17 protein-coding genes and 1 pseudogene are annotated in these 17165 nt (G+C 66.8%); 2 read left to right on the top strand and 16 right to left on the bottom strand.

Features of this window, described 5'->3' with window-relative positions:
- Position 1 precedes the first annotated feature (1 nt).
- The 3 genes from HMPREF2716_RS05640 to HMPREF2716_RS05630 all read right to left on the bottom strand — a co-directional run bounded on the left by HMPREF2716_RS05640 (position 2) and on the right by HMPREF2716_RS05630 (position 2487).
- Positions 2-1075, bottom strand: a complete 1074-nt coding sequence (locus HMPREF2716_RS05640; RefSeq protein WP_023518246.1) for a COX15/CtaA family protein — start codon at positions 1073-1075, stop codon at positions 2-4.
- Positions 1076-1139: 64 nt separating this feature from the next.
- Complete coding sequence (locus tag HMPREF2716_RS05635) at positions 1140-1718, bottom strand: hypothetical protein (RefSeq protein ID WP_003110655.1); 579 nt, start codon at positions 1716-1718, stop codon at positions 1140-1142.
- Positions 1693-2487 (bottom strand): SURF1 family protein, encoded by a 795-nt coding sequence (locus HMPREF2716_RS05630; RefSeq protein WP_023092256.1) that lies wholly within the window; start codon positions 2485-2487, stop codon positions 1693-1695. The genes HMPREF2716_RS05635 and HMPREF2716_RS05630 overlap by 26 nt, the downstream gene beginning before the upstream one ends.
- 15 nt (positions 2488-2502) lie before the next feature.
- On the opposite strand from HMPREF2716_RS05630, the gene HMPREF2716_RS05625 reads away from it, so the two are divergent.
- Positions 2503-2712, top strand: coding sequence for a twin transmembrane helix small protein (locus HMPREF2716_RS05625; protein ID WP_003110653.1), 210 nt, complete (start codon positions 2503-2505; stop codon positions 2710-2712).
- A 15-nt stretch (positions 2713-2727) separates the two neighbouring features.
- Here the strand turns inward: HMPREF2716_RS05625 and HMPREF2716_RS05620 are convergent, their stop codons facing one another.
- From HMPREF2716_RS05620 to coxB, 4 genes are read right to left on the bottom strand one after another with little or no spacing between them, the layout of a single operon-like run.
- Positions 2728-3615 carry a cytochrome c oxidase subunit 3 gene (locus tag HMPREF2716_RS05620; protein ID WP_003083728.1) on the bottom strand — a complete coding sequence of 296 codons (888 nt, stop codon included), beginning with the start codon at positions 3613-3615 and terminating at the stop codon, positions 2728-2730.
- 10 nt (positions 3616-3625) lie between these two features.
- Positions 3626-4180, bottom strand: coding sequence for a cytochrome c oxidase assembly protein (locus HMPREF2716_RS05615; protein WP_003083725.1), 555 nt, complete (start codon positions 4178-4180; stop codon positions 3626-3628).
- 10 nt (positions 4181-4190) lie between these two features.
- Positions 4191-5783, bottom strand: a complete 1593-nt coding sequence (ctaD, locus tag HMPREF2716_RS05610) for a cytochrome c oxidase subunit I (protein ID WP_003083723.1) — start codon at positions 5781-5783, stop codon at positions 4191-4193.
- 9 nt (positions 5784-5792) lie between these two features.
- Positions 5793-6917 carry a cytochrome c oxidase subunit II gene (gene coxB / locus HMPREF2716_RS05605; RefSeq protein WP_003101203.1) on the bottom strand — a complete coding sequence of 375 codons (1125 nt, stop codon included), beginning with the start codon at positions 6915-6917 and terminating at the stop codon, positions 5793-5795.
- A 371-nt stretch (positions 6918-7288) separates the two neighbouring features.
- On the opposite strand from coxB, the gene HMPREF2716_RS05600 reads away from it, so the two are divergent.
- Positions 7289-7927 carry a hypothetical protein gene (locus HMPREF2716_RS05600; protein ID WP_016254346.1) on the top strand — a complete coding sequence of 213 codons (639 nt, stop codon included), beginning with the start codon at positions 7289-7291 and terminating at the stop codon, positions 7925-7927.
- Here HMPREF2716_RS05600 and HMPREF2716_RS05595 read toward each other — a convergent pair.
- From HMPREF2716_RS05595 to vgrG1b, 9 genes and pseudogenes are all read right to left on the bottom strand, one after another.
- A complete protein-coding gene (locus HMPREF2716_RS05595; RefSeq protein ID WP_003083703.1) occupies positions 7914-9485 on the bottom strand; it encodes a SulP family inorganic anion transporter in 1572 nt (523 codons plus the stop codon). The two genes, HMPREF2716_RS05600 and HMPREF2716_RS05595, sit on opposite strands and share 14 nt — an antisense overlap.
- Positions 9486-9695: 210 nt before the next feature.
- Positions 9696-10424 (bottom strand): carbonic anhydrase, encoded by a 729-nt coding sequence (locus tag HMPREF2716_RS05590; RefSeq protein WP_003083701.1) that lies wholly within the window; start codon positions 10422-10424, stop codon positions 9696-9698.
- A gap of 375 nt (positions 10425-10799) precedes the next feature.
- Positions 10800-12032: a TIGR02270 family protein gene (locus HMPREF2716_RS05585; RefSeq protein ID WP_023120111.1), complete on the bottom strand. Its 1233-nt coding sequence runs from the start codon at positions 12030-12032 to the stop codon at positions 10800-10802.
- Between the two features lie 6 nt (positions 12033-12038).
- Positions 12039-12953: a WD40/YVTN/BNR-like repeat-containing protein gene (locus HMPREF2716_RS05580; RefSeq protein ID WP_003110650.1), complete on the bottom strand. Its 915-nt coding sequence runs from the start codon at positions 12951-12953 to the stop codon at positions 12039-12041.
- 10 nt (positions 12954-12963) lie between these two features.
- Positions 12964-13911 (bottom strand): DUF4150 domain-containing protein, encoded by a 948-nt coding sequence (locus tag HMPREF2716_RS05575; RefSeq protein WP_003123791.1) that lies wholly within the window; start codon positions 13909-13911, stop codon positions 12964-12966.
- The gene (locus HMPREF2716_RS05570; protein ID WP_003161052.1) at positions 13912-14949 is read right to left on the bottom strand and encodes a 3-oxoacyl-ACP synthase; all 1038 of its coding nucleotides are present in this window, start codon (positions 14947-14949) and stop codon (positions 13912-13914) included.
- Positions 14946-16058 carry a DUF2169 family type VI secretion system accessory protein gene (locus tag HMPREF2716_RS05565; RefSeq protein ID WP_003101197.1) on the bottom strand — a complete coding sequence of 371 codons (1113 nt, stop codon included), beginning with the start codon at positions 16056-16058 and terminating at the stop codon, positions 14946-14948. The genes HMPREF2716_RS05570 and HMPREF2716_RS05565 overlap by 4 nt, the downstream gene beginning before the upstream one ends.
- A gap of 16 nt (positions 16059-16074) precedes the next feature.
- Positions 16075-16524 carry a DUF6484 domain-containing protein gene (locus tag HMPREF2716_RS05560; protein WP_003101196.1) on the bottom strand — a complete coding sequence of 150 codons (450 nt, stop codon included), beginning with the start codon at positions 16522-16524 and terminating at the stop codon, positions 16075-16077.
- A gap of 27 nt (positions 16525-16551) precedes the next feature.
- A pseudogene (gene vgrG1b / locus HMPREF2716_RS05555) lies at positions 16552-17165 on the bottom strand (type VI secretion system spike protein VgrG1b); the annotation flags it as partial.

Raw genomic sequence — 17165 nt, 5'->3', positions numbered from 1 at the left:
GTCAGGCGGCCTTCAGCCGCGAACCTTGCGCCGGCGGCAGCGTGCGGCGCACGCGCTGCGGCGACGGTGCCGGCGCGCGGACGCTGGCCGGCGCGCGCAGGCGATAGTTGACCAGCACCAGGCTGAGCAGCAGCAGGGCGCCACCGCCGTTGTGCGCCACCGCCACCGGCAGCGGCAGGTGCAGCAGCACGTTGCTGATGCCCAGGCCGATCTGCAGCGACAGGCCGAGCAGCATCAGCGCGGTCGGCCAGACCAGGCCGCTGCGCTGCAGGCGCCAGGCGAGCAGCAGGAGGACCAGGGTCACGCACAGCGCGCCGATCCGGTGGGTCATGTGGATCGCCGTGCGCGCGTCGCTGTCGAGCTGGCCGCCGAGGTAGTTGGGGCCGATGTGCTGGGTCAGGTGGAAGCCGTTGGCGAAGTCCATCCGCGGCCACCACTCGCCATGGCAGGTGGGCAGGTCGATGCAGGCCACCGCCGCGTAGTTGCTGCTGACCCAGCCGCCGAGGGCGATCTGGCCGATCACCAGGAGCAGGGCCAGCCCCGCCAGGCTGCGGGTCGCCGCCGGGTAGCGCCGCGCCGCGAAGCGTCCGGAGAGGCGCAGGGCGAGGAGAAAGAGCAGCGCCAGGGTGGTGAAGCCGCCGAGCAGATGGGCGGTGACCACCTGCGGCCAGAGCTTGAGGGTCACCGTCCACATGCCGAAGGCGGCCTGCGCGATCACCACCGCGAGCAGCAGCAGCGGCAGCTTCAGCGGTTGGCCGTCGCGCCCGCGGCGGACCAGCGCATGCAACGCCAGGCCAAGGATGAGCAGGCCGAGGGCGCCGGCGAAATAGCGGTGGATCATCTCGTTCCAGCCCTTCTGCGCCTCCACCGGGGCGTCGGGGAAGTGCAGTTCGGCGTGGGCCAGTTGCGCCTCGCTCAGCGGCACGTGGACGAAGCCGTAGCAGCCTGGCCAGTCCGGACAGCCGAGGCCGGCGTGGGTCAGCCGAGTATAGGCGCCGAGCAGGACCACCACGGCGGCCAGCAGGGTCGCCAGCACGGCGACGGTGAAACCGGGTTTGCGGGTTGCGCCTGACATTCGCGGGCCCCTTTTTCTTGTCGTTCTGTCCTCATCGGGCCGGGAACCGCGCCGGCCACGCCGATCAACCGATATGCGAGAGCTTGAGCAGCAGTTGCACGTCCTTCAGCAGCTTCTTGCCGTTGGCCTTGGCGTCGTAGCGCAGCACCAGGTTGCCGTGCGGGTCGACCACCCACAGCAGCGGCCGCTCGCCGCCGCCGGCCTTGTCGTACAGGGCCGGGTCCAGGCCGTAGCGCTGCAGGCGCGGGTAGTCCTGCCTCACCAGGTTGGCGAAGGCCGCCGGCAGCTCGCCGCTGGCGGCCAGGGCGTGGCCGGCGCGCGAGGCTTCGCGGCCGAGGGCGATGTTGACCTGGCGGGCCAGGTAGACCAGTTGCTGGCAGTCCTCGCCGCAAGTGCCCGGCGCGGTCACCAGCAGTTGCCACTGCTCGCCCTGGCTGCGTCCCTGCACGCCGAGGTCGGCGGGGGTCTGGCCGTTGCCGATCAGCGCGCCGCTGTAGCTGCGCCCCTGCGGAACCCAGAAATTCCATTTGTACATGGCGCTGGCGAGCAGCATCGGCCCCACCACCAGGCCGATGATCGCCAGCAGTTGCAGGCGGCCACGGGCGCGGCGCGGACGTTCAGGCATCGGAATCGCGAGACTCATGGTTTTTCTCCCGTGCGCGGCGCACACCGAGGTAGAGGTAGAGGGCGAGCAGGGCCGTCGCCAGGGCGAACCACTGCACGGCGTAGCCGGTGTGCCGCTCCGGCGGCATCGAGACCAGGGGCCAGTCGGTGTCGAAGCTGGCGTCGCCCGGTTCCAGGCGGATTTCCCAGGGCAGCCCGGCGCGACCGAAGGCCTGCCACAGCGCCGGGATGTCGAGCTGGGTCACCAGGCGCGGCCAGCCGCCGGCCGGCGCGTCGGCCAGGTGCAGGCCGCCGGGTGGCGGCAGGTAGGTCCAGGCATCGAGCAGGAGGACGCGGTCGGGGGTTTCCAGCGCCGGCGGCGAGCGTCGGTCAGTCCATGCGACCCAGCCGCGGTTGACCAGCAGCCAGAGGCCGCTGGCCTGGTCGTAGAAGGGTTGCAGCACCTCGACCCCGGCCTGCCCGTTGCGCAGCCGGTTATCCAGCAGCAGCGTATGCCGCTCGTCGAAGCGGCCGTGCAGGCGCACGCGGACGTACGCCGGGTCGCGCAGCCCCTCTAGCTGCCCGGGCGACACCGGCTCGGCGCCGCGCCGGGCCTCGTAGCTGGCCAGCAGGGCGCGCTTCTCGTCGGCCCGCTGCAACTGCCAGGTGCCCAGCCAGAGCAGCACCGGCAGCAGGCCGAGGACCACCAGGGTCGGCAGCAGGCCGGGGCGGAACGCGCCACGCATGCTGCGTCTGTCATTGCGTCCGGCCTCCCCGAGGCGCTGGCTATACTGCATGAATCCCCCCATCGCCGGAGTCCCACCATGTTGAAAGTGGCGATCGTCCTGCTACTGCTGGCTACCCTGGTGAGCCTGTTCAGCGGCCTGTTCTTCCTGGTCAAGGACCAGGGCCATGGTTCCCGCGTGGTCAATTCGCTGACCGTCCGCGTGGTGCTCGCCGCGGCGACCCTGGCGCTGGTCGCCTGGGGCTTCTACAGCGGCGAGCTGAACAGCCACGCGCCCTGGCATTTCTGATTTCCCCGGTGGCGGTCAGATCACGTAGACGAAGATGAACAGGCCGATCCAGACCACATCGACGAAGTGCCAGTACCAACTGGCGGCCTCGAAGCCGAAGTGGTGCTCGGCATCGAAGTGACCGCGCAGGATGCGGATCAGCATGATGCTGAGGATCAGCGCGCCGAGGGTCACGTGGGCGCCGTGGAAGCCGGTGAGCATGAAGAAGGTCGAGCCGTAGATACCGGCGCCGAGGGTCAGGCCCAGCTCGTTGTAGGCGTGCACGTACTCCTCGGCCTGCAGGATCAGGAAGGCGATCCCCAGCAGCACGGTCAACGCCAGCCAGGCCTTGAGCGGGCCGCGCTTGTTCTTCTTCAGGGCGTGGTGGGCGAAGGTCACGGTGAAGCTGGAGGTGACCAGCAGGATGGTGTTGATCAGCGGCAGCTTCCACGGCTCGATCACCGCGCTCGGCGGCGGGAACAGCTTCGGGTCCGGGGTCTGCAGCAGCGGCCAGCTGTACTGGAAGTTCGGCCAGAGCATGTGCGCCACGCCCTTGGCACCCTCGCCGCCGAGCCAGGGACCGGCGAAGTGGCGGACGTAGAACAGCGCGCCGAAGAAGGCGGCGAAGAACATCACCTCGGAGAAGATGAACCAGCTCATGCCCCAGCGGAACGAGCGGTCCATCTGCGCGCTGTAGAGTCCGGCGCGGCTCTCGCGGATGACGTTGCCGAACCAGCCGAACAGCATGTAGGCGATGATCAGCCCGCCGACGAAGAAGATCCACGGGCCATGGGATTCCTTGTGGCCGGCGGTGAGGTCGTTGAACCAGGTACCCAGGCCGAACACCGTCACCAGCAGGCCGATGCTGGCGATGATCGGCCACTTGCTCTGGGCGGGGACGTAATAGTGTTCGTGGCTTGCCATGTTGTTCTCCTTATCGTCCCGCAACCGGTACGGGCGGCTTCCGCGCAGTGATATCGAAGAGGGTGTAGGCCAGCGTCACGTGCCGCACATCCTTGGGCAGATCGCGGTCGACGATGAAGCGCACCGGCATCTCGATGCTCTCGCCGGGTTGCAGCACCTGCTGGGTGAAACAGAAGCATTCGGTCTTGTGGAAGTAGGCTGCGGCCTCGGCCGGGGCGATGCTCGGGATGGCCTGCGCGGTCATCGGCTTGTCGCTCGGGTTGCGCGCGTAGAACACCATCTGGTTCACCGCGCCGGGATGCACCACCAACTGGTCGCCGGCGGAGCGGAACTCCCAGACCATGTCGATATTGTTCGAGGTCATGAACTGCACCTTCACCTCGCGCCCGACATCCACCTGCTGCTCGCCGCTGTAGGCGCTGCCGGCGGTCTTGCCGTTGATCCCCAGGGCGCGGCACATCACGTCGTAGAGCGGCACCAGGGCGAAGCCGAAGGCGAACATCAGCACGGTCACCAGCAGCAGGCGGCCGACCAGGCGGCGGGTATCGACCTTGGCATCGCTCATGGCGCGCTCCTCACTTGACCTCGGGCGGGGTGCTGAAGGTGTGGTAGGGCGCCGGCGAGGGGATGCTCCACTCCAGGCCCTCGGCGCCGTCCCAGGGCTTGGCAGGGGCCGGCTTGCCGCCGCGGATGCACTTGATGACGATGAACAGGAACAGCAGCTGGGTGGTGCCGAACATGAAGGCGCCGATCGACGAAACCATGTTGAAGTCGGCGAACTGCAGGTTGTAGTCGGGGATCCGTCGCGGCATGCCGGCGAGGCCGACGAAGTGCATCGGGAAGAACGCCAGGTTCATGCCGATGAAGCTCATCCAGAAGTGCAGCTTGCCGAGGGTCTCGTCGTACATGTGGCCGGTCCACTTCGGCAGCCAGTAGTAAGCCGAGGCGAAGATGCCGAAGATCGCGCCGGGCACCAGCACGTAGTGGAAGTGGGCGACCACGAAGTAGGTGTCGTGGTACTGGAAGTCCGCCGGGGCGATCGCCAGCATCAGTCCGGAGAAGCCGCCGATGGTGAACAGGATGACGAAGGCCACGGCGAACAGCATCGGCGTCTCGAAGGTCAGCGAACCCTCCCACATGGTGGTCACCCAGTTGAACACCTTCACCCCGGTGGGCACCGCGATCAGCATGGTGGCGTACATGAAGAACAGCTCGCCGGTGACCGGGATGCCGACCACGAACATGTGGTGCGCCCAGACCACGAAGGAGAGGAAGGCGATGCTGGCGGTGGCGTAGACCATCGAGGTGTAGCCGAACAGCGGCTTGCGCGCGAAGGTCGGGATGATCGCACTGACCGCACCGAAGGCAGGCAGGATCATGATGTACACCTCGGGGTGGCCGAAGAACCAGAACACGTGCTGGAACAGCACCGGGTCGCCGCCGCCGGCGGCGCTGAAGAAGCTGGTGCCGAAGTGGATGTCCATCAGCATCATGGTCACCACGCCGGCCAGCACCGGCATCACCGCGATCAACAGGAACGCGGTGATCAGCCAGGTCCAGACGAACAGCGGCATCTTCATCAGGGTCATGCCCGGGGCGCGCAGGTTGAGGATGGTGGCGATCACGTTGATCGCGCCCATGATCGAGCTGATCCCGGCCAGGTGGATGGCGAAGATGAAGAAGGTCACGCTGTGCGGGGCGAAGGTGGTCGACAGCGGCGCGTAGAAGGTCCAGCCGAAGTTGGGACCGCCGCCGGGCATGAACAGGGTGCTGACCAGCAGGCCGAAGGCCGCCGGCAGCAGCCAGAAGCTGAAGTTGTTCATCCGCGGCAGGGCCATGTCCGGCGCGCCGATCATCAGCGGGATCATCCAGTTGGCCAGGCCGACGAAGGCCGGCATCACCGCGCCGAAGACCATGATCAGGCCGTGCATGGTGGTCATCTGGTTGAAGAACGCCGGCTCGACGATCTGCAGGCCGGGCTGGAACAGCTCGGCGCGGATCACCATGGCCATCGAGCCGCCGAGCAGGAACATCATGAAGCTGAACCACAGGTAGAGGGTGCCGATGTCCTTGTGGTTGGTCGTCAGCACCCAGCGCATCAGGCCCTTGGCCGGTCCGTGGTGGTGGTCGCCGGCATGGTGGTCGGGCGTATCGATCACAGCACTCATGGCGGTCTCCTATTGTTGTTTCTGCTTGTAGGCGACGACGTCTTTCGGGGTGACCATGTCGCCATCGTCGTTGCCCCAGGCGTTGCGCTCGTAGGTGATCACCGCGGCCAGGTCGACCTCGTTGAGCTGCTTGCCGAAGGCCGCCATGGCGGTGCCGGGCACGCCGTTGAAGACCACTTCCAGGTGGTGCTCCTTGGGCCCGGTGACGATCTTCGAGCCCTTCAGCGCCGGGAACATCGGCGGCATGCCCTGGCCTTCGGCCTGGTGGCAGGCGGCGCAGATGGTGTGGTAGACCTTGTCGCCGCGCGCGACCAGTTCTTCCTTGGTCCACTCCTTGCTGGTCAGTTCCTTGACCTTCGCCGCCTCTTCCTTGCGCTTGGCCAGCCACTGGTCGAACTCGGCCTTGGGCTTGACGTCGACCACGATCGGCATGAAGCCGTGGTCCTTGCCGCACAGCTCGGCGCACTGGCCGCGGTAGATGCCGGGCTCGTCGACCTTGGTCCAGGCCTCGTTGACGAAGCCGGGGATGGCGTCGCGCTTGACCGCGAAGGCCGGCACCCACCAGGAATGGATCACGTCGCTGGAGGTGATCAGGAAGCGCACCTTGGTGCCCACCGGCAGCACCAGCGGCTCGTCCACCTCCAGCAGGTAATGCTCGTCCTTCGCCTGCCGGTTGTGGATCTGGTCCTGCGGGGTGGCCAGGTTGCTGAAGTACTCGACGTCCTGGCCCAGGTACTTGTACTGCCACTTCCACTGGTAGCCGGTGACCTGCACGTCCAGCTCCGGCTCGGAAGTGTCGTAGATGTGGATCAGGGTGCGGGTGGCGGGCACCGCCATCACCACCAGGATCACGAACGGCACCACCGTCCAGAGGATTTCCACCGTGGTGCTCTCGTGGAAGTGCGCCGGCTGCTGGCCGGTGGAGCGGCGGTGGACGATCATCGACCAGAACATCGCGCCGAAGACCAGCACGCCGATCACCACGCAGATCCAGAAGATGGTCATGTGCAGGTCGAAGACGGACCGGCTCACCTCGGTAGCGCCCGGGGCCATGTTGACCGTCCAGGCGGCATTCGCCTGGCTGATCGCCGAGAGCAAAAGGAAGCCCATCCAGACTCGTGGATGTCGCAGCATTCGGGTTCCCCTTATCGTTGTTTTTATCCCGCCGGCAGACGCCAACGGCCAAGGGGTGGACCGCCAAGACAACGAACTTTGACCGTCGCACCTCGGCACACAGCAAGGCAGGCCGGGTTCATCAGGTTCAGCATTCGAGTGGGAGTATAGACAGCGGCTGCGACATAACAACGCAGCGTAAAAACGTCGCTGGAAAGTGCCGATTCTTCTCTAAAAGCCGCGAGCGGCGTGGCTTTGCAGGCGAATGGTGGCCGCCTGATATATCATCCTCGCATAACCACGAAGCGATTATGACAATCGCGTCTTAGCCGGCGCGCGCCGCCGGCTATGTTTCTCCTCTTCTTCACCATCCCCGTTGTATGGGAGAACCCATGAACACCGCTGCCCTCCGTGAACTCATCCAGCAGGCGCACCTCAGCGAAGCCCGCCACGGTCACCTGGCTGATCTGATAGCCAGCTGCCTGCCCCGCCTGCATCGCACCATCCAGCCGCAAGGCGAGAACACGGAAGACATACTCACCCGCTTCGTCCACGCCTACGTCGAACAGGTACCGGACCTGCTCGACGCCGCCAACAGCGTGGCCCGCGAAGCCGGCATCGAGGAACGGATCAAGCCGGTGCTGAAGGTCGCCGAGCAGTTCTTCCTCACCCCGCCGGCGTTGCTCGCCGGCCACGACGGCCTCGACGCCCTGCTCGATGAGGCCTACCTGGCGCACCGCCTGGTGGAAGAAGTGAACGACCGCTACATCGCCCACTTCGGCCAGGCGCTGATCCCGCTGGACACCACCGTGGCCAACCTGGTGGCCCACCAGTTGATCGGCGAGCCGTTCGCCAACCGGCTGGACGAAGCCGTTCACCATGCGGTGGAGAACATGCTCGACGCCACCACCTTCGACGCCGACTCGGCCCGCGCCTACCGCGAGAACCTGAAGAACCCGCGGGTGGTCGCCGCCTGGCAGCAGTGGCCGTGCCTGTCGAAGCAGCTCGGGGTGGAACTCAGCCTGGGCTGACCGCCCCGCCATTGCGCGCGCCGCCCAACCCGACGCTGCCGCGCAGGCGCCCTTCCAGGCGACGCTTCAAGGCGCGCGGTTCGATCACCAGGCGCGAGCCCTGCACCGGTGCCATCCGCCCCCAGTCCTCGAGCAGCTCCATGCAGGCATGGTCGACATAGCTGAGGTTATCCATCGGTACGTGCAGGGTGGTCCCCGGCTTGACCTCGTCGAGCACCCGCGACAGCGCCGGCACCTTGAGGAAAGTCGCGGCGCCGCTCAGGCGCAGCTCGGCTTCATGCTCGCCGGTGTAGCGCAGGGCGATCTTCAGCCGCGCCGCCTTCAGCACCAGCTTCAGCAGGGTCAGGGCGAAGCCCACCAGCACGCCGGTCAGCAGGTCGGTGAAGACGATGGCCAGGGCGGTGGCCGCGTACACCAGCATCGGCATCCGGCCGTAGCGAGAGAGGTTGCCGAGGGCCTTGAAATCGACCAGCTTGACCCCGGTATAGACCAGCACCCCCGCCAGGCTCGCCACCGGAATCTGCCGCAGCAGGCTGCCGAGCAGGAGGACGAAGGCGAGCAACCAGAGGCCGTGGAAGATCGCCGAGGCGCGGGTTCGCGCACCGGCATTGACGTTGGCCGAGCTGCGTACGATCACCCCGGTCATCGGCAGCGCGCCGAGCAGGCCGCAGAGCATGTTGCCGACACCCTGGGCGGACAACTCGCGATCCATGTCCGAGCGCGGGCCGTCGTGCAGGCGATCCACCGCCGCCGCCGAGAGCAGGGTCTCCGCACTGGCGATGAAGGCCACCACCACCGCCGCCAGCAGCAGGGAGGGATCGGCCAGGGCCAGCAGGTCGGCCGGGCGTAGCCAGTCGATGGCCTCGCCGAGGTTGGCCGGTACCTCGACCCGCCGCACGTCCAGCGCCAGCCAGAGGCTGGCCAGGGTCGCCAGGCTCACGCCGAGCAGCGCGCCGGGTAGGAAGCGCAGGCGTTGCGGACGCAGCTTGTCCCAGCCCCACATCACCGCGATGGTGCCCAGCCCGAGCAGCGCCGCGTCGAGGCCGCTGTCCATGCCCAGCGAACCGAGCGCGGCGAACGCCGCCTGGGGGAATGCCAGCAGGTTGTCGAGGCCGGACGCCTTGGGCGCCAGGTCGAGCATCACGTGCAATTGCGAAAGGACGATGAGGATGCCGATGCCGGCGAGCATCCCGTATACCACCGCCGGCGAGGTGACCCGGAACCAGCAGCCCAGGCGCAGCCGCCCGGCGAGCAGCTGGATGGCGCCGGCGAGCAGCAGGATCGGCCCGAGCATGGCCACCCCGTAGGTACGCACCAGTTCGAAGACCAGCACCGCGAGGCCGGCCGCCGGGCCGCTGACCTGTAGCGGCGAGCCGGCCAGGAAGCCGACCACCAGGCCACCGACGATGCCGGTGAGCAGGCCCTTGGCCGGCGGCATCCCGGAGGCGATGGCGATGCCCATGCACAGCGGCAGGGCGACGAGGAACACCACCACGGAGGCCATCAGGTCCCGCGGCAACGTGTCCCGGAGGGACGGAAACACCTTTGAAACATGCATGGCACAGTTCTCCTGCGAATTTTTTCCACGACGAGGGAGCGACGCCAGGACCAGGCCCGGCGCCGGTTGTGTGTGCGCAGTGTGTTTTTTCTTGTAATAGCGACCCGTTCAGCCCCGGAACGGGGCTTCCCAGAGGTCGTCCATGGCAGGAACGGCGAAAGGTGACGCGAAAACGCTGTTGTTATCCGGCGGCCCGCACGGCCGCCGCTATCACGAGTTCAGGTAGCGCGGCGCGGGCGTGGCCATCGGCACCGGATGCTCGCCGTCGAGGGGCAGGAAGCGACCCTGCTTGGCGTCGTAGGCGCGGATCTGCGCACTCTCGATGTCGTACACCCAGCCGTGGATGAACAGTTGCCCGCTGGCCAGGCGCGAGGCCACCGAGGGGTGGGTGCGCAGGTGATCGAGCTGGGCCACCACGTTCTCTTCGGTGAGCACTCCGAGGGTGTCGTGGCTGGCGCCGCAGTCGCAGTTGTCCGCCACCACCGTGCGTGCCACCTCGGCGTGCCGCAGCCAGGCCTTGACCGTCGGCATGCGTTCCAGGGTCTGCGGATCGAGCACGGCGCGCATCGCCCCGCAGTCGGAGTGGCCGCAGACGATGATGTGGTGCACGCCCAGCGCCAGCACGGCGTATTCGATGGCGGTGGAGACGCCACCGTTCATCTGCCCGTAGGGCGGCACCACGTTGCCGACGTTGCGGGTGACGAACAGGTCGCCGGGGGAACTCTGGGTGATCAGCTCGGGAACGATGCGCGAATCCGCGCAGGTGATGAACATCGCCCGCGGCCGCTGGCTATTGGCGAGCTTCTTGAACAGCGCCTGCTGCTCGGGAAAGACCTCCCGGCGGAAATGCTGGAATCCATCGACAATCCTTTTCAATGCGTCGTCAGCGCTTTCCTGCTCTGGAGAATCGGACTTAACGCCCCGCATACGGTCTGGCATGGTTCGGAACCTCGATGAATGGATCGATTGAATTTTCCCACGTCTGCCGACGCTTTCCCCATAGGAAAAAGGCACAACAAACGCAGAGCGACCTATGTGACCGACCGGTCACTTCTGGTGCTCAACGCTAATGCCCGAAGCTTAACCATAAATTAAAAAATCCCTCTATCTCGCACGTTGTCAGCTTTTTTCACGATATTTCCAGAGGATGTCGACAGGCTATCATGGCAAACGAGTGGCATTTCCATTCGTCCCGCATAAGTGGTGAAAGGTTTCAGTCAACCGGTTGGCTACGTGCAGGGAAATTCGTCGAATGGGAAAATCCGGCGCACCGCGCCAGCGGCCATGACCTGGCCGCCCGGCGCCAGCCAGCTATCAGAACAGGTCCAGTTGGCGGCGCACCGGCGCACCGGTGGGGAACAGCGGCAGGTTCGGCACGAAGCGCGCCAGCAGGCACGCCGCAGCCATCCGCTGGCGTTGCTGGCCGTCGCGCAGGACCTGGCGGCAGCGCGCCTCGCCCAGCGGTTCGCCGAGCAGGTAGGCGCGCCCGGCGACGAAACGCGCGCCGTGGTCACGCCACCAGGCGGAGACTCGCTCCGCCTCCGGCCAGCTAAGGTTCTCGTCGTCGTCGAGGGCGACGTTGTCGTCGTCGGGATCGTCGTTGGGGCCAGGGTCGTAGTCGGGCAAGGCCTCCAGCTCCAGGTCGAGCAGCGCCAGGTCGGCGCCGGTGATCAGGCTGAAGGCCTCGCCGGCGACCCGCGCCAGACTCTCGTCGCGCATCTGCTGGATCAGCCAGGGCACCGCCACCGGATCGCCGAACAGGCCGGTGGCCTGGATGCCGATCCGCCGCGTGTCCGCCGCCTGCATCAGTTGGCGAATCCAGGCCATGCTGGTGTCGCGCGGCTGCCAGGCGAGCAGCACCATGGTCGCCGGCAGCTGGAACGGGCCGGGCTGCCCGGCGAACGCACGCAATGGCCCCAACGCCTCCTCGTCGCCCATCTGCGCGGTGGCCCAGTTGGCCCAGAAGCGCAGGCTCGGGTCATCGTGGGCGCGATAGGCGCGAATATTCGCCATCAGGTCGCGCCGACGCAGCTCGCCGGCGGTGCGCGCGGCGCGCGCCAGCACCGCCGGGTCGGCGTGGCCAAGGGCGGACAGCAGCGCCGGCCCCGGGTCATGCCGGTGCATGCCGCAGGCGGCCAGGCCAATGGCGCGGAACAGCGGCTCGGGCGAGGCCAGCAGGCGCTCCACCCAGGGCCGCGCCTGGTCCCAGTCGAGCCAGCCGAGGGCTGCGGCGAAGAATCGCGCGCCCTCGGGAAAACGCCGTAGGTGCTCGCACAACTGGGCCAGGGCTGTACCGTTCGTGCCACGAAACACCAGTATCGCAGCGACGAAAACCTCTCCCTCGGCGTTTGTGTCCAGCGCCTTCAGCACCAGGTCCAGGCTCCTCAGTCCACCTATCTGCAACGCATCCAGATGCGCCTCAATCCGATTGTCGAGATCCAGCAGGTGCGCCAGGTCGTAGTGGGGAGCACGCACGGCATGGTCGCGCAGCCCCGCCAGAAAGCCGGCCTCCTCGACGTGCTGGTCGATGACAGCGGCGACATTCATCGTCGATCAGTTCTCCGGGCAGACATGACGCTGCCAGGTGCCGCCGTCGTAGCTGAGCACGCATTCATCGCCCACCACCCACATCACCTCGGGTTTGGCATCGATGGCGTAGTAAGCCTTCTTACCCTGCACTGGCACCTTGGTCTCACTCAGGCGCGTACCGTCGTACTCGAGCAACTGGTCGGTCGCGGTCACATAGAGCTTGCCGGCGAACTCCACCATATTCTCCAGTACCTCCGAGCACAGGTCGCGGTCGCCGATATCGGTCCAGCCGACCTGTGCGCTGCCGCGTAGCAGGATGCCGCCGGAACCGCCTATGTAGACAGTGCCATCGGCGGCGCAGTGCACGCAGTAGAGCGGCAGGTTGGTGGGCGCCGCCGATGCCTGCCAGCCCTTGCCGTCCCAATGCCAGATGGCGCCGGCATCGCCGACGGCATACACATCGTCGCGCGAAAACCCGTCTATACCGTTCAGGCAAGCGGTAACCTCGTCCCCCAGGGGGACATAAAGCCCCTGGTCGATACGCTGCCAAACGCCCTTGTTCTGCCGCAGCACCTGGTTCTGGGTGCCGCAGGCATAGAGCTCACCGTCCACCTCGCAGAGATCCATCAGGTAGACGTTGTCGATGTCCAGCGTGGCATCCGTGCTGGACTGCCCGGACGGGTGTTCACGCAACAGGCCGGCGCGTCCCAGGAAGCAGTAGTCACCTTTCTGCTGCCCGCGCCGCGGACTCCTCTGCAGGGCGCTGTAGACGACTTCGGGGATATCGTAGACGTGGAACCAGTCGTCCTGGTCGATCATCATCACCCGGGTCACGCTGGGTTCCGCGCCCTCCAGGTAGAGGTGCCCGGCGAGCAGCGCCTCTTGAGGCCCGATCGCAATGACGTTGGTGAAATAGAGGGCGGTCTCGCTCTTTGCCATGGTTCAGTTCCTATGGACGTCCCGCAGGTGCCGGCGCGGAACGCGCGGGTGGTATGACTTTTCCCGCCGCGCCCGAGGCACGGAGGTTCGTGGCGGTGGTGCAGCCCGGCCCCTTCTTGGGCTTGGCCTTGTAGTACTGGTCGAGCTGGAAGGCGACGCACTCCTTTTCTTTTTTCGTCAGCTCGCGCGGCGGGCTCAACGCTCCCCCTGCCGAAGCAGCCGCGGTGTTGCGCGCGGTTTCGTACTTGAACGGCTTGCCTTTGTCGAAGTGGTCCAGTTCGACCGGATCGAACTTCGCGTGACAACGCTTGTGCGAGCCCTGGTGCTGGTTGCCGCGCGACACACAGATCACCGGGGCCTTGGAGTGGCTGTAGCCGGCCTTGCCGCGCATACAGCGACCAGGAATCAGGTGGTGGCCGGTCTGTGCGCCCCCGCCCGCGGTGCTAGGGCACGCCTTGCTGTAGGGCTGCAGGCGCAGGTGCTCCATGCCGGCACACTTGCCGCCCGGCTTGAAGGCCGCCTTCATCTTCGAGGTGTGCGGCCAGGTCGCGGTATTGCCGGGAGAGGGGTTGTGGTTGTGGGTGGTCAGGTCGAGATGGCGGACGACGTTCAGGCCTTCGATCTTCACGTCCATCGACCATGAAGTGAAATAGACCTTGCCGGTATTGGTACTGGTGATGATGCCTTTCTTCGGCGCACGCCCAGCCTCGTCGCCGTAGCTCTTCTTGAAGTGGCTCTTGTTCTTGAGCATCACTTCCTTGCGGGTGATCCTTACGGTCCGGCTACCTCGGGTGGTGTCCTTCGACATGCCGGTATTAGGGTAGGGGACCGGCACGCCCAACGGCGTCGGTGGTGCCTGAGGCGGCGTGAAGCAGACGTCGGGGAACGACGCTATCGATTTCCCCGAGGCCGACTTGCAGGAGAGCTCGCGGCCGTTGGCATAGACCTCGTTGGCCATCTAGTTCGCCCTCACTCGCTGGTAGCCAAGCACCACCGCGGCCCGTTCGCCAGCATCGTTGCCCGAATGACAGAGTACCTGCGGGCCGTGTGCATACCCCTTGCGTGAGGCGGCAAGGGCGATGCACAGCAGCGCGGGGCCTGTCATCGCTCCGCACTCGCCGATGCAATCCGCAGGGCTCCAGAGTTCGACGCGCTCCTTGCGCACCCGCAGGGTTCGACTCAAGGCCAGCGCGGCCTCCTTGAAGTAATACTGCTCGCCGGGGAGGTCTGCCAGGCGATAGTCGACAAGTTCGTAACCGAACCCGCAGTCCGCGAACGCCGCTTTCACCGCCTGGGTGAGGCCATCCGCCCGCAGCGGCAGGCCCTCGCTTTCGACGGTAGCCTTCTCCACCCCGAACCCCAGCCCCAGGCACAGCAATTGCGGTTCCTCGCTGGCGCACGCGGCCGTCACCAGTACCGCCGCCGCGCCTTCGCCGGGGATGAAGCCATCCTGGCAGTGGCTGCCCAGCAGCCGGTCGCGTTCCTGGTAGGCCGCCAGCGTCGCCGCGGTCAGGTAGGAATCGACTCCGGCGATCAGCACCTTCGAACACCCCTGTTCGATGAGCTTGCGCGCGTTGAGGAGCGCCACCGCGGCGCTCACCCGACCGCGCGGGATGACGCAGGAACGTTCATGGAAGCGGTAACCCAGGCGCTCTTCGATGGCCTGTAGCAAAGGCTGCTCCAACCCCGCCAGTCGTCCGGGCCGGTCGACTTCGGCAACGCCAAGCAGCAACGGCATTTCGCGAATGTCCTCGGCGGGCAACCCGGCCACACATTCGGCGATGGCCATGGCAGCCATCCCCACCAATTGCGCGTAGCCGGAGGACGGCTCGGGCAGCATCACCGGAGCGCCGACCAACCATTCGCCGCCCTGGTCGATGAAACGCGTCTCCTGGAAGTTGTCCAGGGCGCAGCGGATCGCCGCGCAGCTGGCCGGCGCGCTGAGGCCGACCGCGCTGACCATGCCGGAGGCGACGATGCTCAGGACCTGGCTCATGCCTCGTCCTCCTCGGCCTGGCGGCTGCGTGCCAACGCGGCAAGCGAGGGGTAGTAGTCCTTGCCCAGCTCGCGGGCGCGCCACCAGGCGGCGGACTTGCTGCCGACCAGCACCTGGGCGATCTCGAACAGGTTGCGCTTCAACGGCCGGCGAATGCGCCAGGTGACTTCCACGCGACGGGCGTCGCAGTCCACCAGCAGGGTATCGATCCGTGCTTGCGCGGTTTCGTGGCCACCCTTTTTCAGGAAGAAGGTCACCGGGACCTCCCTGCGCGGCACGCGGAAGGCCGCGCGCTCCTCGCCGGTGAGGTTGAGCAGCAGGACCTCCTCGCCGCCGCGCAGATGGTCGGTCCACTGGTCGGCCGGCGCGGACTGGAAGTAGCGCTCGTCGAAGTCGGCGGGCAGGAACGGGAAGCGCTCGGCCAACCAGGCGTCGTCGTAGCGGCCGGCGAAGCCGACCCGGGCCTGCCAGTGGCGGCCGAGCGGGCCGAGCGCCATCGGCGTGAAGCGGCCGTGGGGGCTGTCCACCGGCTCGCCGAGCTTTTCCGTGGCCGGCATCGGCGTGCCGACGATCTCGGCGGTGTCGGCGCTGCGCGGAAACCAGCCACATCCGGCCGGATTGGCCATGTAGCAATCCATGAAACCGGGGTTGTCCGGCGAGGCATGGCTGCCGCCGAAGGCACTGGCGTAGGAAATGTCCTGGCTCTGGAACGGCTGCGCGACGCCCGCGCCGGCACCGAGCAATCCCGGTTCCCACTGGCGCGGCCCATGCACCGTCAGCGCCTTGCTCACCCGGCCGACGCGGATGCCCGCGGTCAACTGCTGTACCGGCCGCCCGCCGGGCGCCTGGGCGCTGCCCAGCACCAGCACATCGCAGAACGGCTTGAAGGGAACGAACTCGCACTCCCGGCGCGGCGCGGAAAACCCCGGCTCGCCATAGAATTCATCGACCATCAGCAGCGTCTGCTGCTCGTCCAGCAGGCGCGCCTCGCGACCGTCCAGCGGCAGGTCGAAACTGCCCTTGGCGATCACCACCAGCGACTCCCGGCCTTCGGCGTCGAGCCCCTGGTTGTAGGCGGCGGCCAGCGGGGTGGCGTTCAACAGTTCCATGTCGGGCCCGCCGCGCTCAGTTGATCTGCACCGAACCGCCCTTGATCCGGTTGACCCCGGTGGAGCGGCTGGAAAGATAGGCGCCACGGATGATCACCTTGCCGGCGCGGGTCAGGGTGATGCTGGCCTTGCCACAACGCAGGACGATCTCGCGTTCGGCACTGAACTCCAGGCGCTCGCCGTCCAGTTGCGCCAGCGCTTCCTGCGGCAGGCGCTGGATGCGGCCGATCAGCAGCGGCTGGCGCGGATCGCCGGCGACGAACATCAGCGCTACCTGGGCGCCGATGTCGGCGCGACTGAGCTGGGTGGTGGTGGCCGCCGCCAGGCCGTGCTCGCTCGGGCAACCGGGATAGGCGACCACCGGAGCGGCGGCGTCCGGCACGTCGAGGAGGACGCCGATGACCACGCCGTCCAGGCGCGCGGGAAGGGCCGTCGTGGCCCCGGGTAGATGGATCTCGACACTCATGCGCTGACTCCCTGGCTCTGCGCCGCTTCAGTTCTGGAGGATCTTGCGTCCCTTCACCACCACGTTCTTGTCGGCCTTGACGTTGATCGCCCCGGATCCGTCGATGGTGATGTTCTTGCCGCTGATGACGATGCTGCCGTCCTTCTTCATGCGGATGCTGGCGGCACCGGTGACCAGGGTGATCGAGTCGCCGGCGTTGAGCGTGAAGCTCTTGCCCACGTCCAGGCTATCGTCCTTGCCCACCGAGGTATCGCGGCCCTGGCCGACGCTGCGCGACTCGTTCTTGCCGATGCTGGTGCTCTGGTTGCCGCCTATGTCGATGGTCTCGTTGGCGCCCACCGACTCGCTGCGGTCGGCGCCGATGCTGATCGTCTCGTTGTTGCCCACCGACTCGCTACGGTTCGCGCCGATGCTGATGGTCTCGTCGTTGCCGACGTCCTCGGTGCGATTGGCACCGATGCTGATCTTCTCGTTGCTGCCGACCTTCTCGGTGCGGTCGACGCCGATGCTGATGGTCTCGTTGCTGCCGACGTCCTCGGTGCGGTTCGCGCCGATACTGATCTTCTCGTTGTTGCCGACCTTCTCGGTGCGGTCGACGCCGATGGTTATGGTCTCGTTGTTGTCCACGGTCTCGGTGCGAT

Source organism: Pseudomonas sp. HMSC076A11 (genome assembly GCF_001810205.1).
Taxonomy (GTDB): Bacteria; Pseudomonadota; Gammaproteobacteria; order Pseudomonadales; family Pseudomonadaceae; genus Pseudomonas; species Pseudomonas aeruginosa.
The sequence above is the reverse complement of the archived record's forward strand: the minus strand, read 5'-3'. Positions and strand labels throughout refer to the sequence as shown.

Bases quoted from the DNA above. Each gene is read 5' to 3' on its own strand.
- HMPREF2716_RS05600 (WP_016254346.1), top strand. From the start codon at position 7,289: ATGAACACCGCTGCCCTCCGTGAACTCATCCAGCAGGCGCACCTCAGC.
- HMPREF2716_RS05625 (WP_003110653.1), top strand. From the start codon at position 2,503: ATGTTGAAAGTGGCGATCGTCCTGCTACTGCTGGCTACCCTGGTGAGC.
- HMPREF2716_RS05620 (WP_003083728.1), bottom strand. From the start codon at position 3,615: ATGGCAAGCCACGAACACTATTACGTCCCCGCCCAGAGCAAGTGGCCG.
- HMPREF2716_RS05615 (WP_003083725.1), bottom strand. From the start codon at position 4,180: ATGAGCGATGCCAAGGTCGATACCCGCCGCCTGGTCGGCCGCCTGCTG.
- HMPREF2716_RS05595 (WP_003083703.1), bottom strand. From the start codon at position 9,485: ATGCATGTTTCAAAGGTGTTTCCGTCCCTCCGGGACACGTTGCCGCGG.
- ctaD (WP_003083723.1), bottom strand. From the start codon at position 5,783: ATGAGTGCTGTGATCGATACGCCCGACCACCATGCCGGCGACCACCAC.
- HMPREF2716_RS05635 (WP_003110655.1), bottom strand. From the start codon at position 1,718: ATGAGTCTCGCGATTCCGATGCCTGAACGTCCGCGCCGCGCCCGTGGC.
- HMPREF2716_RS05560 (WP_003101196.1), bottom strand. From the start codon at position 16,524: ATGAGTGTCGAGATCCATCTACCCGGGGCCACGACGGCCCTTCCCGCG.
- HMPREF2716_RS05640 (WP_023518246.1), bottom strand. From the start codon at position 1,075: ATGTCAGGCGCAACCCGCAAACCCGGTTTCACCGTCGCCGTGCTGGCG.
- coxB (WP_003101203.1), bottom strand. From the start codon at position 6,917: ATGCTGCGACATCCACGAGTCTGGATGGGCTTCCTTTTGCTCTCGGCG.
- HMPREF2716_RS05580 (WP_003110650.1), bottom strand. From the start codon at position 12,953: ATGGCAAAGAGCGAGACCGCCCTCTATTTCACCAACGTCATTGCGATC.
- HMPREF2716_RS05630 (WP_023092256.1), bottom strand. From the start codon at position 2,487: ATGGGGGGATTCATGCAGTATAGCCAGCGCCTCGGGGAGGCCGGACGC.
- HMPREF2716_RS05565 (WP_003101197.1), bottom strand. From the start codon at position 16,058: ATGGAACTGTTGAACGCCACCCCGCTGGCCGCCGCCTACAACCAGGGG.
- HMPREF2716_RS05575 (WP_003123791.1), bottom strand. From the start codon at position 13,911: ATGGCCAACGAGGTCTATGCCAACGGCCGCGAGCTCTCCTGCAAGTCG.
- HMPREF2716_RS05570 (WP_003161052.1), bottom strand. From the start codon at position 14,949: ATGAGCCAGGTCCTGAGCATCGTCGCCTCCGGCATGGTCAGCGCGGTC.
- HMPREF2716_RS05590 (WP_003083701.1), bottom strand. From the start codon at position 10,424: ATGCCAGACCGTATGCGGGGCGTTAAGTCCGATTCTCCAGAGCAGGAA.
- HMPREF2716_RS05585 (WP_023120111.1), bottom strand. From the start codon at position 12,032: ATGAATGTCGCCGCTGTCATCGACCAGCACGTCGAGGAGGCCGGCTTT.